The 16,297-nt window shown below is 74.2% G+C and carries 13 protein-coding genes; 7 read left to right on the top strand and 6 right to left on the bottom strand.

The annotated features are described in order from the left end of the window. Window positions 1–4 precede the first annotated feature (4 nt). The 3 genes from AB0G63_RS33070 to AB0G63_RS33060 form a co-directional block, all read right to left on the bottom strand. On the bottom strand, window positions 5–1,609 hold the full coding sequence (locus AB0G63_RS33070) for a sulfite exporter TauE/SafE family protein (protein ID WP_360757978.1): 1,605 nt from the start codon (window positions 1,607–1,609) through the stop codon (window positions 5–7). After that, complete coding sequence (locus AB0G63_RS33065) at window positions 1,606–3,222, bottom strand: tetratricopeptide repeat protein (RefSeq protein WP_360757975.1); 1,617 nt, start codon at window positions 3,220–3,222, stop codon at window positions 1,606–1,608. The genes AB0G63_RS33070 and AB0G63_RS33065 overlap by 4 nt, the downstream gene beginning before the upstream one ends. Window positions 3,223–3,305: 83 nt before the next feature. Further along, window positions 3,306–4,841: a DUF4331 domain-containing protein gene (locus tag AB0G63_RS33060; protein WP_360757972.1), complete on the bottom strand. Its 1,536-nt coding sequence runs from the start codon at window positions 4,839–4,841 to the stop codon at window positions 3,306–3,308. Window positions 4,842–5,047: 206 nt separating this feature from the next. Between AB0G63_RS33060 and AB0G63_RS33055 the strand changes: the two genes are divergently transcribed. The 3 genes from AB0G63_RS33055 to AB0G63_RS33045 all read left to right on the top strand — a co-directional run bounded on the left by AB0G63_RS33055 (window position 5,048) and on the right by AB0G63_RS33045 (window position 6,801). Next, the gene (locus AB0G63_RS33055) at window positions 5,048–5,590 is read left to right on the top strand and encodes a sigma-70 family RNA polymerase sigma factor (RefSeq protein WP_360757969.1); all 543 of its coding nucleotides are present in this window, start codon (window positions 5,048–5,050) and stop codon (window positions 5,588–5,590) included. Further along, window positions 5,587–6,405 carry an anti-sigma factor gene (locus tag AB0G63_RS33050; protein WP_360757966.1) on the top strand — a complete coding sequence of 273 codons (819 nt, stop codon included), beginning with the start codon at window positions 5,587–5,589 and terminating at the stop codon, window positions 6,403–6,405. Before AB0G63_RS33055 ends, AB0G63_RS33050 begins: the two co-directional genes overlap by 4 nt. Window positions 6,406–6,531: 126 nt before the next feature. Further along, on the top strand, window positions 6,532–6,801 hold the full coding sequence (locus AB0G63_RS33045) for a hypothetical protein (protein ID WP_360757963.1): 270 nt from the start codon (window positions 6,532–6,534) through the stop codon (window positions 6,799–6,801). A 438-nt stretch (window positions 6,802–7,239) separates the two neighbouring features. Here AB0G63_RS33045 and AB0G63_RS33040 read toward each other — a convergent pair whose 3' ends face one another. Genes AB0G63_RS33040 through hmgA form a run of 3 tightly spaced genes read right to left on the bottom strand, consistent with a single transcriptional unit; the run spans window position 7,240 to window position 10,562 of the window. Then, on the bottom strand, window positions 7,240–8,397 hold the full coding sequence (locus tag AB0G63_RS33040; protein ID WP_360758031.1) for a type ISP restriction/modification enzyme: 1,158 nt from the start codon (window positions 8,395–8,397) through the stop codon (window positions 7,240–7,242). A 26-nt stretch (window positions 8,398–8,423) separates the two neighbouring features. Then, on the bottom strand, window positions 8,424–9,173 hold the full coding sequence (locus AB0G63_RS33035; RefSeq protein ID WP_360757960.1) for a GntR family transcriptional regulator: 750 nt from the start codon (window positions 9,171–9,173) through the stop codon (window positions 8,424–8,426). A gap of 27 nt (window positions 9,174–9,200) precedes the next feature. After that, window positions 9,201–10,562, bottom strand: coding sequence for a homogentisate 1,2-dioxygenase (gene hmgA / locus AB0G63_RS33030; protein ID WP_360757957.1), 1,362 nt, complete (start codon window positions 10,560–10,562; stop codon window positions 9,201–9,203). 155 nt (window positions 10,563–10,717) lie between these two features. Between hmgA and AB0G63_RS33025 the strand changes: the two genes are divergently transcribed. The 4 genes from AB0G63_RS33025 to AB0G63_RS33010 all read left to right on the top strand — a co-directional run bounded on the left by AB0G63_RS33025 (window position 10,718) and on the right by AB0G63_RS33010 (window position 16,065). Next, entirely contained in the window at window positions 10,718–11,323 is a 606-nt protein-coding gene (locus tag AB0G63_RS33025; RefSeq protein WP_360757954.1) for a hypothetical protein, read from the top strand. Next, window positions 11,320–11,982 carry a TetR/AcrR family transcriptional regulator gene (locus AB0G63_RS33020; protein ID WP_360757951.1) on the top strand — a complete coding sequence of 221 codons (663 nt, stop codon included), beginning with the start codon at window positions 11,320–11,322 and terminating at the stop codon, window positions 11,980–11,982. The genes AB0G63_RS33025 and AB0G63_RS33020 overlap by 4 nt, the downstream gene beginning before the upstream one ends. 311 nt (window positions 11,983–12,293) lie before the next feature. Next, on the top strand, window positions 12,294–14,525 hold the full coding sequence (locus AB0G63_RS33015) for a molybdopterin oxidoreductase family protein (protein WP_360757948.1): 2,232 nt from the start codon (window positions 12,294–12,296) through the stop codon (window positions 14,523–14,525). Between the two features lie 196 nt (window positions 14,526–14,721). Further along, window positions 14,722–16,065, top strand: coding sequence for an ABC transporter ATP-binding protein (locus AB0G63_RS33010; protein WP_360757945.1), 1,344 nt, complete (start codon window positions 14,722–14,724; stop codon window positions 16,063–16,065). Window positions 16,066–16,297 lie beyond the last annotated feature (232 nt).

Here is a 16,297-nt window from a genome sequence, read left to right as displayed (position 1 = left end):
TAGCTCAGCCGAGTGCGGATGCCGCCCCCCTGAGGACCAATCCGGCCCCGAGCGCCACCACGAGGAACGCCGAGCCGAGCGGAGCCGTCCGGCGCACCAGGGCCGCCGCCGGACGGGACGTCCAGCGCGGGCGGCGGTCCAGCACCCGGTTCATGCCGGTACCCAGCTTCACCACGGCGATTCCGGCCGCGGTGAGGGTGAGGGCCAGCCCGGCGCCGTAGGCGACCACGAGCAGCAGACCGAACCAGGCCTGCCCCAGGGCCGCGGCTCCGACCAGCACGACGACCGCGGACGGACTGGGCACGAGCCCTCCGGCGAAGCCGAGCAGGATCGTGCCCCGGAGGGTGGGCGCGGTGGGGTGGGAGTGGGTGAATCCGCCGTGGGTGTGCTCGACCGTGTGCGGATGGGGGTGGTCGTGGGAGTGGCCGTGCTCGTGGCCATGTGCGTGGCCGTGTGCGTGGCCGTGGCCGTGATCGTGGTCCTGGGGGCGGGCGTGGTCGTGCTCGTGCTCGTGGTCGTGGTCGTGGTCGTGGTCGTGCTCGTGCCGGTGTTGCCCGTGCCCGTGGGCGGCCCCGGGTGCGCGGTTGTGCCAGGCCCGGCGCACCAGGTTCGCGCCCGCCAGCGTCACCAGGGCGCCGCTCGCCACGCCCAGCCAGGCGATCACCGAGGGCGCCGCGGCGGAGCCGGCCGTGACCAGGAGACCGAGGGCGACCACGCCGAGGGTGTGGGTGACCGTCACCGACGCGGCCAGCGGCAGCACGTCCCGCGGCCGGGCCCGGCCCCCGCGGGCGGCCGCCGTCGCGGCCATCAGGGTCTTGCCGTGGCCCGGGGCGAGCGCGTGCATCGCGCCGAGCACGACCGCGACGAGCAGGGCGAGCGCGGCGAAGCCGACGGTGAGGTGGTGCCGCGCGACCAGGGAGTCCAGGGCGCGCGTCCAGCGGTCGGCGCCGCGCGGCAGCACGGAGGCGGCCGGGGCGGGCCGCTCGTCCTGGGCCAGGGCCGGTCCGCCGGGGCGCACCCGCAGGGCGGCGGTCACGGTGTCGGCGGGGGAGGACAGCAACTCCTGTGGATAGCGGGTCAGTTCGTGGGACACCGAGGTCTTCGGCACGTCCGAGGCGGTGAGCGTCATGCGGTCGCCGCGGGCGGTGATCTCCCGCCAGCCGGGCCCGGAGGCCGTGCCCGCGCCGCGGAAGCCGAGCGTCACCCTGCCGCCGGGCAGGGGCGCCGTGAGCCGGCACTCCACGCGGAGGGTGTGCAGCCCCGCCTGGCCGGGCCGCAGGCGGGCGTGCCCGGCGCCGACGGTGAGGGCGGTGGCGCGTCCGTCGACGGTGACCCTGCTGCCGGACGCCGCCTTCGCGCACCGCTGCCGTGCCCATCCGGCCAGGCCGAGCCGCTCGATGTCCGGCCCGGCCTGGGTCGCCGGGATCTCGGCGAGGTCCTCGACGTGGTCGACCCGGAGTTGGCCGGGCGCGGCGACGAGACCGTCGTAGCGGTTGACGGTGAAGTTGCCGAGCGGATGCGCGCTCGCGGCCGGGGAGGGAAGGATTACGAGGGCGCAGACGGCCGTGAAGACGGCCGCGCAGGAGCCGAGCACTCGACGGGGGTTCACCGGCTCGCCTCCAGTGCCGCGCGGGCCTCGCGGGCGCCCAGCGGGGAGAAGCCCGGGTTCAGCTTCAGGGCCGCCCGCAGCAGGGTGCGGGCGCGGTCGCCGTGGCCGGTGGCGCGTTCGATCACGCCGCGGTGGTAGAGGAAGGCCGCGTTGCGGTAGCCGGTCGCCGTGGCCCGGCGGGCGTAGGGCAGGGCCTCCTCGTCCCGCCCGTTCACGTGCAGCGCCCACGCGAGGGCGTCCGCGGTGTGCACGGTGTGGCGACGGGACCACTCGGCGCGGGCGGCGCGCAGGGCGGCGGTGCGGTCGCCGTGGTCGGCGGCGGCGAGGGCGGTGTCCAGATCGGCGTCGACGCCGTTGGCGCGGGCGAGCGCGGTCCAGGCGTCGACGAGGGCGTACTGCTGGGCTGCCCGCGCCCGGTCGCCGCCGGCGCCGCGGTCCTCGTACAGCTCGCCGAGAAGGACCAGCGGGCCGGGCAGCGGGTAGCGGGCGACGACCTGCTCCATGCCCCTGATCGCCGCGGCCCGGTCGCCGCTCGCGAACTGCGCGCGGGCGCGGCCCTCCAGGGCCGGGAGGTAGTCCTCGTCGGCGGCGAGGGCGCGCGCGTAGCGGGTGAGCGCGCCCGCGTAGTCGCCCTGGTTCCAGGCGAGCTGGCCGAGCTGCGTGGCGACGTAGGCGACGTCTCCGCGCGTGGCGGCCCCGGCGAGGGCCTGCTCCAGCACCCGGCGGGCGGTCCTGACGTCGCCGCGCAGCTCGTGCACGTAGGCGTACCGGGTGAAGACGGGGACGCCGGGACGCCGGGAGTCGGCGGTGTCGGCGGCCTTGGACGCGGCGGTGTAGCGGCCGAGTTCGACGAGGGCGTCGATGCGGGAGGACAGGGCGCGCTCGCTGTAGGGGTTCTGCTTCAGGGCCCGGTCGGCGTAGGTCAGGGCGCCCGCGAAGTCGTGGCGGGCCGCGGCGAGGGCCGCGCGGCCGGCGAGCGCCTGGTCGTTGCCGGGCTCGATGCCGAGGGAGCGGTCGAGGGCCTTCTCGGCCTGGGGGTAGCGGGCGGGGTCGCCCTTGGTGCGGGCCTGCTCGACGTACGCCAGACCGAGCGTCGCCCAGCCGCCGAAGTCCCGCGGCTGGGCGCGGAGATGGGCCTGCAGGGCGGCGATGCCGGCGTCCAGGTCGCCGCTGTTCAGCAGCGCCGGCGACAGGGCGGCGGGCGCCGCGGCGACGGCCGGGGCCGTGTGGTCGCGCAGCGCCCCGACGGCGAGGGATCCCGCGGTGAGCGCGACGGCCAGCAGCAGCGCGGAACCCCCGAACCGCAGGCCCCGCACCCGCCGCCCGATCGCGGCCATCCGCCGCACGGTGACGACCCGCTCGTCCGCGGCGTCCGCCGCGCTCCCGTCCGCCGCGCTCCCGTCCGCCGCGCTCCCGTTCCCGGGGCTCCCGTTCCCGGGGTGCCCGGCCCGCGGTGGAGGAGGTGGCGCGGTGTCGTGCTTCCCCGCCGACGTGGTGCGGTTCTCCCCCGTCGGCGCGGTGTCGTGCTTCCCCGCCTGCGCGGTGCCGTTCTTCCGCGTCGGCGGGGTGTCGTTCGTGCGCGGGGCCATGCCCTCTCCCTGATCGCGTGCCATGGACGGACGGTGTCGTTCGGGTGTGCGGCGCGGCCCGCGCCATGGGGGAATCCGCGGGCCGCGCCAGTCGGTGGGGGAGCGGGTCAGTACGCCCGGCCCCGCATGCGGCGCCACCACATCAGGCCGCCGCCGATCAGCAGGATTCCCGCCGCGCCCGCGCCCGCGGAGGCCGCGATCAGCGGGGTGTTGCCGGACCCGGTGGCCGAACCGGCCGGCCGCAGGGCGTCGCCGAGCTGGTTGCGGACGTCGTTGCCGCTGCTGACGCCCTTGGCGGTGGCCCCGCGCGAGCCGGGCGTCGGGTTGGCCAGGTACGGGAAGGAGTGGCCGAACTTCTTGTCGTTCGCGTCCACCGCGTCGCCCAGGTCGTTCTTGGCGCCCAGCAGTTCGCCCTCCACGACCTGGAGCGCCTCGTCGATCACGTCGTCGGTGAGCCGGCGCCCGTTCGGGAAGCCCGCGTTGTCGCCGTCGAGGACGCCGAGCCGCTTGGGCTCCGCGGCCGGCTTGATCGACGTGTTGAGCCGCAGTTCCTCCGCCGGGGTCACGTGCGGCGGCTGGTTGAGACCCTCGACGCCCTTCAGGAAGACGTCGACGAGGTCGTTGCGCGGCTCGGCCGGCGCCTTGATCTTGTAGATCTGCTCGATGAGCTTGGGCAGTTCGGGGTTGGTGACGTTCTTCAGGAACTGGGCGTCGTACCGAGGCGAGGACGCGTTGAACCTGTCCTTGTCCTTCAGCGGGTTGACGACCTCGTTGACCAGCGGGTTGCCCAGGCGTGAGACCTGCTCGTAGTAGCCCCGCGCGTTCTTGCGCTGCGTCGTCGACCAGATGCCGACGACCGGCTGGTCCTTCGACTCCGTGATCATGTCGGTCGGCACCTGCAGGGCGATGGAGTTGACGTTGTAGCCCTTGAGGGTGTCCCGGCCGACCTCGGACAGGTTCCCGCCGTACAGCAGGTCGAAGACGCGCAGGTCCAGGAAGAACGGGTCGTCGGCCTGGCCGGCGAACGTCTGGGCTCCGCTGGAGAGCTTGTAGACCGCCTGCTGCCGCAGCTTGTCGTAGTCCGGCATCGACGCCTTGCCGACGTTCGACGGGGCCACCGGAACGTCGTCGGCGAGCTTCGTCCTCGCCAGCACCTTCCGGTCGTGCAGCTTGAACAGCTCGATGTCGTAGGTCTGGGTGACGTTCAGGTCGGGGTCGTCCAGGCTGGTGACCGCGCCGGTGTTGTACAGGAAGGTGTTCTTGTTCTTCGTGTGGGTCTTGAACGTGTAGCGGATCAGCAGCTCGGTCTGTGCGTCGCCGTCGTTGTCGATGTGCAGGTCGTACTGGGCGTCGTCGGCGAACGTGTAGAAGTTGGGGCCGCCGGCCGGGTCCTGGAAGGGGATCCAGTTGGCGATGATCGTCGTCGTGTCCGGCTTGTCCGGGCTCACGAACGCGTACACGTCGGTGTTGTCGTACTGGGGCTGCCCCGAGATCAGCGGAGCCTCCCGGTGGCTGGAGGCGGAGGCCGCCCCCGGTTCCAGCGCGGTCACGCCGGCGGCTGCGAGCCCCCCGGCGGCCAGCGCGCCACATATGAGGGTCGCGAGGCTCCCGCGTCCCGCACCGCTCCTGGAGATAGGTGTCATGCCGTCCGTCCTCAGTGCCAACTTGCCTGACGCACGGGCATTCGGAGCGGCCGCCGGGCCGGATTGGTCGGATCCGAAAAATTCTTTCCCGCCTGCTCGACCCGCGTTTTCGGCGGGCTGATCCGTAACACCGGGCGGAGGTGCGTTCGGTGCGAATGCCTGGTGTGACGGGACGGGGCCCATGCGGCCGCAGAGAGGGGGACCGAGTGGAGGCGGACAAGCTCCTGGTACTCGTGGCGGGCGGCGACCAGAGGGCCTTCGAGGATCTGTACGGTCTGGTGGCCGGCCCGGTGTTCGGGCTGGTGCGGCGCGTGGTGCGGGACCCCGCCCAGTCGGAGGAGGTGGCCCAGGAGGTGCTGCTCGAACTCTGGCGGTCCGCGGCGCGCTTCGACCCCGGCCGGGGCAGCGCGCTGTCGTGGATCCTCACGCTCGCCCACCGGCGCGCCGTCGACCGGGTGCGCAGCGCCCGCGCGGCCGGGGAACGCGAACAGCGCGAGGCCCGGCGGGCCGACGGCCCCGCCTTCGACCACGTCGCCGAGGAGGTCGAGGCCGGCCTGGAGCGCGAATGGGTGCGCCGCTGCCTGGGCCGCCTCACCGCCCTGCAACGTCAGTCCGTCACCCTCGCCTACTACGACGGCTACACCTACCGTGAAGTGGCCGAGCGGCTGTCCCTGCCGCTCGGCACCGTCAAGACCCGTATGCGCGACGGACTCACCCGGCTGCGCGAGTGCCTGGGAGGTATGGCATGAGCCTCCTCGACCGCCTGCTGCGCCGCGAGGACGTCCACTCCCTCGCCGCTCCCTACGCGCTCGACGCCCTGGAACACGCCGAGCGCGTCCGCTTCGAGAAACACCTGCGGACCTGCGACGTCTGTTCCGCCGAGGTACGGGCGCTGGCCGAGGACGCCGTCCGCCTCGCCTGGTCGGCGGCCGCCCCGCCGCCGGCCGCGCTGCGCGAGCGGGTGCTGGCCGCCGTACGCGCCACCCCGCAGGAGTCCGCCCCGGCGCGGGAGCACACGCCGCAGTTGCCGCCGCACGTCTGGGGCACGCAGCCGCCGCCGTCGCGCACCCGTGCGCCCCGCGAGCGCCGCCCCCTCTTCGTGCCGTTCGCCACGGCGACCGCCGCCGCGGCCCTCGTCGTCGCCTCGCTCTTCGCCGTCCAGGCCGACCGGACCCGGGACCAGTTGGACGCCGAGCGCGCCCAGAACCGTGAGATCGCCCACGTTCTGGCAGCTCCCGACGCCCGCTCGGCCGGCGAACGGGACGCCCGGGGCCGGAGCATCGCCGTCGTCGCCTCCGCCTCCGAGGGGCGCGCGGTCGTCACCCTCAGCGGATACGGCGACCCGCCCGGCGGCCGGGTGCACCAGCTGTGGCTCATGCGCCCCGGTGCGCGGCCGCGCTCCCTCGGACTGTTCCCCGGCGGCGACACGCCCTTGGTCGCGACCGGCCTCACGAGGTCGGCCACGTCACTCGCGGTGACCGTCGAGCCCGACGGCGGCTCACCGCAACCCACCGGTCGGCCTGTTGTCCAACTCGCCCTGAAAACTGTCGGATTCGGAGAGTAATGAAGGAGGGGTCGTCAACCTCCTTACGGGGAAGGTGAATCCTGTGACCGCGATACACGAGTGCCGCAAGGTGGCGATAGGGTTACCCTGCCCGGGCCGGGTGGACTCGTACGGGTGGGGAGTGACATGGAACAGATAACAGTGCGCAGCAGGGCGAGGGTCCCTGCGATCACCTGCGGGAGCAGTGCGACCAGTTCGCGTCTCGACCGCCATCTCTCGGTGCTGGCGGGACCCGCCGTCCCGCAGCGGGAGACGGCCGAGGCGACCTCGCTCATGCGTGAGCTGACCGCGCGTGACACCACGCACCAGCGCAGTGGCCGGGGCGCGCGTGTCCATCGCGTCTCGCTGTTCGCGCCGTTGCGCCGGCTGCGCCGCTCGCTGTTCGGGGGGCGCTGAACGACGCCTGCGTCCGGCAAGGCCGGCGCCCGGGCGGCCTGCCGCACCGGTGTGCGCCGTACCCGGCCGTCCGTCATCCCCACGGCCCGCAGCGGCGCCCCGGCGCGCCTCCCGGGCGCGGGCGCGTCCCCCCGCCCGCGCCACGGCCCGCAGTACCCCCGCCCCGTAATACCCCCGTCCCGGGGTACACCCGTCCCGGGCAACACACCTGCCACCCCTGCCATAGCGCAACATCTGTCACACCCGCCCCGCCGTACTCCCGGTGCGTCCCACCCGCTCCGCACCCCGGGAGGCGGCGGACCGGCGAGAGACCCCGCATACGAGAGAGACCCTGCACGCGCGCGAGATCCCGCACGCGCGCGAGATCCCGCACGCGCGCGAGATCCCGCACCCGCGAGAGATCCCGCACGCGCGAGAGGCCTCGCATCCGTGCGAAGGCTAGATCAGCGCGAACTGGCCCTCCGGGCCTTCCTCGTGGTGGTCCAGCACCGACGCCGGCCTGCGGGCCGACTCCGGCACGGGCAGCACTCCCGCCGCGGCGAGGTCGGCCGCCGTGACCGGGCTGGTGACCGTCAGCTCCCGCTGCCGTGCGCGGACCTCCGCGACCAGGGCCAGCACCGTGATCAGCTCCAGCAGCTCCGACGTCCAGGCCTGCGGCCAGGCCGTCGGGCGGATCGCCGCCAGCGTGCCCGGCTCCGGTTCGGCCGTCCGCGCCGTGAACCACTGCTCCAGCACCCGGACCCCGGCTGCCTCGAAGTCCCAGGCGTCGGGCGGCACCGGTGAGACGCGGCCCCCGTCCAGGTGCAGCGTCTCCTCGTCGCGGTCGTAGTGCAGGGTGAGCGGGCGCGCCGGGAGCGGGGCGCGGACGTAGGGGCGGCGGCCGCCGGGCAGCTTGGGGCGTTCGCCGTCGCGGCGCATCAGCCACAGCAGGCGGCGTCCCGACTCGACGCCGTGCGCCCACACCTCGGGGTCGGCGGTGAGCGGGACGGTGCGGGCCGGACCCGCCGTCGCCAGGATCCAGGCCAGCACGTCGAGCGGCTGCGGGGTGTGTCCGAGCCGCGCGCCCAGGTGCTCCGCCAGGCCGGGCGCCAGGTTGGGTTCGGCCCCGCCGGGGCGGCGGTACAGCGGGCGGACGCGGCCGGTGCGCAGCAGCGGCAGGCGGGACGTGGCGAGCAGCGGCGGCCCGGTGTCCGCGCCCGTCTCCACCGTGAAGACCTGGTGCTCGTCCGCCACCCGCCACAACTCCGGGCGGGCCGCGTCGATCAGCCGGTGGTCGGGGATCAGCCACTGCTCGTCGAAGGGCGCGTGCAGCACCCGTACCGGCTCCGCGCACGGGCCCGAGGCGCGGGCCAGCCGCCGCGTCCCGCCGGCCCCGCCCGGCAACTGGCCGACCGCCGAGTGCAGCGTGCGTGCGCGGGTCGGCTGGAACAGGGCCTCCCGGTCAGGGCCGTCCGCCTTCAGCAGCGCGTCCCAACGGGCCTTCAGGGACGCCGCGTCGGGGGCCGCCGGCCACCCCCGGCCGAGCCGCGGCGGTGCGACGGACCACGGCATGAGGTCCGCCAGCGGCGGAGCGTCGTCATGCGTCACGCCGGTCATCGTACGGCGTGTCACGGACCGTCACCTCAGGTGGCGTCGAGGGTGACCGTGAAGGAGAAACGGTCGCCGCGGTAGTGGATCACCGCCGCGTCCAGCACCCGGCCGTCCGCGTCGTAGGTCACGCCCGTGTAGTGCAGGATCGGGCTGAGCAGCGGCACTTCGAGCAGCCGCGCCGTCTCCGGGTCCGCCAGCCGGGCTTCCACGATGTCCGTGATGCGGCCGATGTCGGCCCCGACGACGTCCCGCAGCACCTTGGTCATCGGCCAGCGCACCAGGTCCGCGGGGTCGATGCGCGCGGCCAGCTCGGGACGGACGTAGTTGCGGGCGTGGTTGGTGGGCTCGCCGGTCTTCTCGTCGCAGCGCAGGCGGTGGTAGGTCGCCACCTGGTGGAGGTCCGGGAAGTACTCGGCGACCACGGCCGGCACCGCCGCCATGCCGTGGTCCAGCAGTTCGGTCGCCATGCCGGACTGCTGGGCCACGATCGCGTCCACCGAGCCGAGCAGCCGCACCGGGGCGGCCCGGCGGGCGTCCGGCTCGATGAAGGTGCCGCGGCGGCGGTGGCGGGTGATCAGGCCCTCGTCCTCCAGCTCCTTCAGCGCCTGCCGCATGGTCAGCACGCTCACCCCGTAGTGCCCCGCCAGCTGTTCCTCGGTGGGCAGGCGCAGCGGGTCCTGGGGCGAGCGGCCGAGTATCGAGGCGCGCAGCGACTGCGACACCTGGTACCACAGCGGCAGCTTGCGGTTCAGGACGATCGAATCCGGGGCGAAGGAGGTCACGGGCCCATCCGTACCTGTCGGAGATATTCAGTGCAAGGGGCGGAAGTGCCGCTCCAGTCCCTCCCACACGTCGTCGTAACGCGGCTGCAGGTGCCCGGCCCCGGCCGCCTGCGCGGTCAGCGTCACCGGCCAGCGGGTCTCGAACATGAACGCCAGGCCGTCGTCGACCTTCTGCGGCCGCAGCTCGGCGGCGCTCGCGCGGTCGAAGGTCTCCCGGTCCGGACCGTGCGCCGACATCATGTTGTGCAGCGAGCCGCCCCCCGGCACGAAACCGCCCTCTCCGGCCGTCTTCGCGTCGTAGGCGCCCTCGATCAGGCCCATGTACTCGCTCATCACGTTCCGGTGGAAGTACGGCGGCCGGAAGGTGTCCTCGCCCACCAGCCAGCGCGGCGCGAACACCACGAAGTCGACGCCGGCCAGGCCCGGGGTGTCCGACGGGGACGTCAGCACCGTGAAGATCGACGGATCGGGGTGGTCGTAGGAGATCGAGCCGATGACGTTGAAGCGGCGCAGGTCGTAGACGTACGGCAGGTGGTTGCCGTGCCAGGCGACGACGTCGAGCGGGGAGTGGCCGTAGGTCGCCCGCCACAGGTTGCCGCAGAACTTGTTCACCACCTCCACCGGGCCCTCGACGTCCTCGTACGCGGCGACCGGCGCGCGGAAGTCCCGTGCGTTGGCCAGGCCGTTCGCGCCGATGGGGCCGAGGTCGGGGAGGCGGAACGGCGTCCCGTAGTTCTCGCACACGTAGCCGCGCGCGAAGCCGTCCAGCAACTCCACGCGGAAGCGCACCCCACGGGGGATCAGCGCGACCTCGGACGGCTCCACGTGCAGCAGCCCGAACTCCGTGTGCAGCAGCAGTCCGCCGCGCTCCGGGACGATCAGCAGTTCCCCGTCGGCGTCGCTGAAGACCCGCTCCATCGAGGCGTCGGCGCGGTAGAGGTGCACGGCCATCCCGGCGCGCTGCGTCACGTCGCCGTTGCCGCCCAGGGTCCACAGGCCCGCGAGGAAGTCGGTGCCCGCGGGCGGCTCGGGCAGCGGGTCCCAGCGCAGCCGGTTGGGGTCGGGCACCGACTCGGTGAAGGGCGCCGTACGGATCGCGCCGTTGTCCGCGCGCTCGAACGCCGGATGCGCGGCCGACGGGCGGATGCGGTACAGCCAGGAACGGCGGTTGTGCGCCCGCGGCTCGGTGAACGCCGTGCCGCTGAGCTGCTCCGCGTACAGCCCGAGGGGGGCGCGCTGCGGCGCGTTGCGGCCCTCGGGCAGGGCGCCCGGTACGGCTTCGGAACTGTGCTCGTTGCCGAAACCGGAGAGGTAGCTCAGCCCCTCCGCGGTCTTGCGCGCTCCTCCGCGCTCCAGCCCGCTCGCGCGGGAGGCACCCCCATCGCTCATGATCGCTCGCTCCCTTGCGCTCTGATTCCTATGTAACACCGTAGGATTGGGATTTCGCGGGCGCAAGAGCACGGCCGGACCTCCTCACCAGGGAGGAACCAGAACCAGCCTTGAGGGGGATTCGCGCGTCGGACCCGTGTTCTAGTCTCCGGAACATGTCGTGGACACGGGGACTACCGGCCGTGCTCGCGGTCTGTGTCCTGTCGCTGGCCGGATCCGCGGGCTGCGGCTCCGGCGGTGCGGAGGAGGGCGGGCCGGGCGTGTCGGCCTCGCCGGCCGGCCGGCTCCTCGACGACACCGACGAACTGGGGCACCGCTACCGGGAGGTGGACGGCAAGGGCGCGCCCGAGGTGAAGATCGAGGTGCAGCCGGACGCCGGCGACACCTGGGACGTGCGCCTGACCGTCCGCGGCTTCCGCTTCTCGCACGCCGGCGCGCGGGCCGAGGCCGTGGCCGGGCGCGGCCTGGCGTACCTCTTCGTCGACGGCCGGCTCGTCACGCGCCTGCGCGGCCCCGCCCACCGGCTGCCCGCCCGCCTCGTCCCGCGCGGCACGCACCATGTCACCGCCCGCCTGTACGCCGACGACGGCACGGCGTGGGCGGTGGACGGCCGGCCCGTCGAGAGCACCGCCGACATCACCGCGTCCGGGGCGCGGCCGTCCCCGGCCGGCGCCGCGGACACGGGGACGTTGAGTGCATCGGCCACCGATCTCCGTACTGGGGGGCGAGGTTCACCGGACCGCGGCGGAAAGGCATCATGAAACCCGTGCCCAACGCGACTTCGCTTCGCCGTGCGCCCGTGCAGCGGCGCAGCGCCGAACGGCTCACCAGGATCCTCGACGCCTGCGCCGACCTCCTCGACGAGGTCGGCTACGACGCCCTGAGCACCCGGGCCGTGGCGCAGCGCGCGGGGGTTCCCATCGGCTCGGTCTACCGCTTCTTCGGCAACAAGCGCCAGATGGCCGACGCGCTCGCCCAGCGCAACCTCGAGCGCTTCACCGAGCGCGTCACCGAACGGCTCCGCGGGTCCGGCGACGCCGGTGAGCCGGGTGAGCCCGGTGAGCCCGGTGTGCCCGGTGGGGGCGGCTGGCGCACCGCGATGGACGCCGTACTCGACGAGTACCTGGCCATGAAGCGGACCGCGCCCGGCTTCTCCCTCGTCGACTTCGGCAACCAGATCCCGGTCGGCGCCCGCCAGTCCGAACCCAACCACCGCGTCGCCGACCGCCTCACCGACCTGCTCTCCGGCTACCTCGCCCGGGAACCCGACGAGGACCTGCGCCGTGCCTTCCTCGTCGCCGTGGAGACCGCCGACACCCTGGTCCAACTGGCCTTCCGCGTGGATCCGGAGGGCGACGAGAAGATCATCAAGGAGGCGCGGCGGCTGCTGCGGGCCTACCTGGCGGGCCTGCTGGACTGACGGCCGGCGGCCATCATGGCTGCGCCTCGGACCGAGGGCGGCGGCCATCATGGCTGCGCCTCGGACCGAGGGCGGCGGCCATCATGGCTGCGCCTCGGACCGAGGGCGACGGCCATCATGGCTGCGCCTCGGACCGAGGGCGGCGGCGCCGGCCGCGTGCCCGTGGAGGCGGCGCCTGAGAGGTCGCCCGTGGAGGCGGCGCCGGCGCGGGTTTTCCGGTCGCTTCTCCACAGGGGTCTCCCCTCCATCCCTACCGGTCGGTATGCTGCCCCGTGCCCGAGCGTCACCGCCGCCGCCCTCCGGGAGGACCCGTGTCCCGCACCGCCCTGCGCATCTGCCCCCTCTGCGAGGCCACCTGCGGGCTGACCCTCACCGTCGAGGGCACCCGGGTCACCGGCGCCCGCGGTGACCGCGACGACGTGTTCAGCAAGGGGTTCATCTGCCCCAAGGGCGCCGCCTTCGGCGCCGTCGACGGCGACCCCGACCGGCTGCGCACCCCGCTCGTGCGCCGCGACGGCGAACTGCGCGAGGCGACCTGGCAGGAGGCGTTCGACGCGGTCGCCGCGGGCATCCGGCCGGTCGTCGAGCGCTACGGGCCGCACTCCGTCGGCGTCGTCCTCGGCAACCCCAACGTCCACACCATGGCCGGCGGCCTCTACCCGCCGCTCCTGCTGGCCGGCCTCGGCACCCGCAGCCTCTTCACCGCCTCCACGGTCGACCAGATGCCCAAGCACGTCTCCAGCGGGCTGCTGTACGGCGACGCGGGCGCCATCCCCGTACCGGACCTGGACCGCACCGACCACCTGCTGCTGATCGGCGCCAACCCGCTGGAGTCCAACGGCAGCCTGTGCACCGCGCCCGACTTCCCCGGCCGGCTCAAGGCGCTGAAGGCCCGCGGCGGCACCCTCACCGTCGTCGACCCGCGCCGCACCCGCACCGCGAAGCTCGCCGACCGGCACGTCGCCATCCGGCCCGGCGCGGACGCGCTGCTGCTCGCGGCCATGGCGCAGGTGCTGTTCGAGGAGGACCTCGCCGACCTCGGCGCACTGGCGCCGCACGTCCAGGGCGTCGAGGAACTCCGCGCCGCCCTCGCCGACTTCACCCCCGACGCGGTCGCCGGCGCGTGCGACGTGGACCCCGGCACGATCCGCGCCCTCGCCCGCGAACTCGCCGCCGCCCCCACCGCCGCCGTCTACGGCCGCATCGGCAGCTGCACCGTCGCCTTCGGCACCCTCGCCAGCTGGCTCGTCGACGTCCTCAACGTCCTCACCGGCAACCTCGACCGCCCCGGCGGCGCCCTCTTCCCGCAGTCGGCCACCGACCGGACGCCGCGGCCCGCCGGACCCGGCCACGGGTTCCGGCTCGGCCGCTGGCACTCCCGGGTAAGTCGGCACCCCGAGGCGAAGGGCGAGCTGCCCGTCTCCGCGCTCGCCGAGGAGATCGACACCCTGACCGAGGAGGGCGAGCCGGTCCGGGCTCTCGTCGCCATCGCCGCCAACCCGGTGCTGTCCGTACCCGACGGCGACCGCCTCGACAAGGCGCTGGGCTCCCTCGACTTCATGGTCAGCGTCGACCCCTACCTGAACGAGACCTCGCGCCACGCCCACGTCGTACTGCCGCCGCCCCCGCCCGCGCAGAGTCCGCACTACGACTTCGCCTTCAACGCCCTCGCCGTGCGCAACCAGGTCCGCTACACCCGCCCCGCGGTGGAGCCGGAGCCCGGCCGGATGGCCGAGACCGAGATCCTCGCCCGGCTGATCCTGGCCGTGACCGGCATGCACGGCGCCGACCCGGCCGCCGTCGACGACCTGGCCATCGGCCAGACCCTCGGCAAGGCGGTCCGCGAGGCGCACTCCCCGGTGCACGGCCGCGACCCCGGGGAACTCGCCGCGCGGCTCACCGGCGTCAGCGGCCCCGAACGGCGGCTCGACCTGATGCTGCGCCTCGGCCCCTACGGCGACGGCTTCGGCGCACGGCCCGACGGGCTGAGCCTCGAGAAGCTGCTCGCGCACCCGCACGGCATCGACCTCGGGCCGCTGCGGCCGCGTCTGCCGCAGCCGCTCAAGACCCCCTCCGGCAAGGTCGAACTGCTGCCGCAGCCGCTCGCCGACGACCTGCCCCGGCTGCGCGCGGCGCTGCGCGAACGCCCGGCCGAACTGGTTCTGGTCGGCCGCCGCCACCTGCGCTCCAACAACAGCTGGATGCACAACGTCCCGGCCCTCACCGGCGGCTCCAACCGCTGCACCCTGCACATCAACCCGCAGGACGCCGAGCGGCTCGGCGTGCGCGACGGGGCCGCCGTGCGCGTGACGGGCGCCGGGGGAGAGGTCACCGTGCCCGCGGAGGTCACCGACACCGTGCGCGTCGGCGTGGTCAGCCTCCCGCACGGCTGGGGCCACGACCGCCCCGGCACCCGGCTGGGCCACGCCTCCGCCGACCCCGGCGTCAACGTCAACCAGCTCCTCGACGGCAGCCTGCTCGACCCGCTGTCGGGCAACGCGGTGCTCAACGGAGTGCCCGTCGAGGTCGATGCGGCGTCGTGACCCGGGTGCCCGGAGACCGTCCGCCCACCGGTGAATGACACCGTCCGCTTTCTCACAGGCTGAACCGCACCGTCCGAAGTCTTCCCCTGGCCGCGCGCATTCCGTTAACTTCCGTGACCCACAGGCCTCGTACGACCCGTACGAGGCGTCGACCGCGGAGCACCAGCGCCCTAGTGAGCCCCCGGGGGCACCCTTCATGACACGCGCCATCTCCCTGCAGGACGTGAGCAAGACCTACACGCGCGGCCGTCGCGTGGTGGACCGGCTGTCGCTGCACATCGAGCCCGGTGAGTTCCTCGTGCTCCTCGGGCCGTCCGGCTGCGGCAAGTCCACCGTGCTGAGGATGATCGCCGGCCTGGAGGAGATCACCGACGGACAGCTGCTGTTGGACGGCGAGTACGCCAACGACCTGCTGCCGGCCGAGCGGGACATGGCGATGGTGTTCCAGAACTTCGCCCTCTACCCGAACATGACGAGCCGCGGCAACATCGGCTTCCCGCTGCGCGTGGAGAACCCCGCCGCCGACCCGCGCCCGCGCGTGGACGCCACGGCCCGCATGCTGGGCATCGAGGACCTCCTCGACCGCTTCCCCAGCCAGCTCTCCGGCGGCGAACGCCAGCGCGTCGCCATGGGCCGGGCCATCGCCCGCCACCCCTCCGCCTTCCTCATGGACGAACCGCTGTCCAACCTCGACGCCAAGCTCCGCAACCACCTCAGGGCCGAGATCGCCAAGCTCACCCGGGACCTGGGCGTCACCACCGTGTACGTCACGCACGACCAGTCCGAGGCCATGTCGCTCGGCGACCGGGTCGCCGTCCTGCGCGGCGGCGTCCTGCAGCAGGTGGGCACCCCGCGCTCGGTGTACGCCCTGCCGCGCAACGTCTTCGTCGCCGCCTTCATCGGCACCCCGCGCATCAACCTGCTGCGCGGCGTGGTCCGCGCCCCGCTCGACGGCGCGATGACCATCAGCCTCGGCAAGCAGTTCCTGCGGCTGCCCGAACCCCTTTCCCTGGACCACCAGTTGCTGCGCGTCCAGCAGGGCCGGGAGGTGATCGTCGGCCTGCGCTCCGAGGCCGTCCGCATCGCCAAGCCCGCCTCCGCGCGGCCCGGCGAGGTGGCCCTCACCGGCCTCGTGGAACACGTCGAGTTCCAGGGCCACGAGATCCTCGTCCACTTCGACACCGGCTCCCGGCCCGCCGTCGTGCCCGACCTGGAGGCCGCCCGACCCGCCGGCCGGCCCGACCGGCGCCGCCGCCGGGAGGGCGGTCACACGGTCCTGGACCGCCTCAAGGAGCGGGCGGGTTCCCTGCGCGCCGGTCCGGTGGTGGTCCTGGACGACCCGGCGCAGGCCGGCCCCGAGCCCGCCGCCCCCGACGGGCGCCTGCCCGGCGACCTGGTCGTCCGCACCACCCCCGACATCCAGCTGCGCCACGGCATGCAGGTCCCCCTGCTCGTCGACCTCGCCCACATGTTCGTCTTCGACCAGCACGGCGAACGCATCAGCCCGGCTCCCGCGCGGCTGCCCGACCTGGACGCCTGAGGGCACGCCGCCGCCCGCCGCGCCCGTGCCCGCAGCCGTCCGGGCGGGTGTCCGTTGCTCTCCGGTCGGTGTCTGCGGTCGTCCGGGCGGGTGTCCGTTGCTCTCCGGTCGGTGTCTGCGGTCGTCCGGGCGGGTGTCCGTTGCTCTCCGGTCGGTGTCTGCGGCCGTCCGGGCCGGGGTCCGATGCTCTCCGGTCGGCGTCTGCGGTCGTCCGGGCGGGTGTCCGTTGCTC

Source organism: Streptomyces sp. NPDC020996 (genome assembly GCF_040641355.1).
Lineage (GTDB): Bacteria > Actinomycetota > Actinomycetes > Streptomycetales > Streptomycetaceae > Streptomyces.
This window is presented reverse-complemented; position numbering and strand designations above follow the sequence as displayed.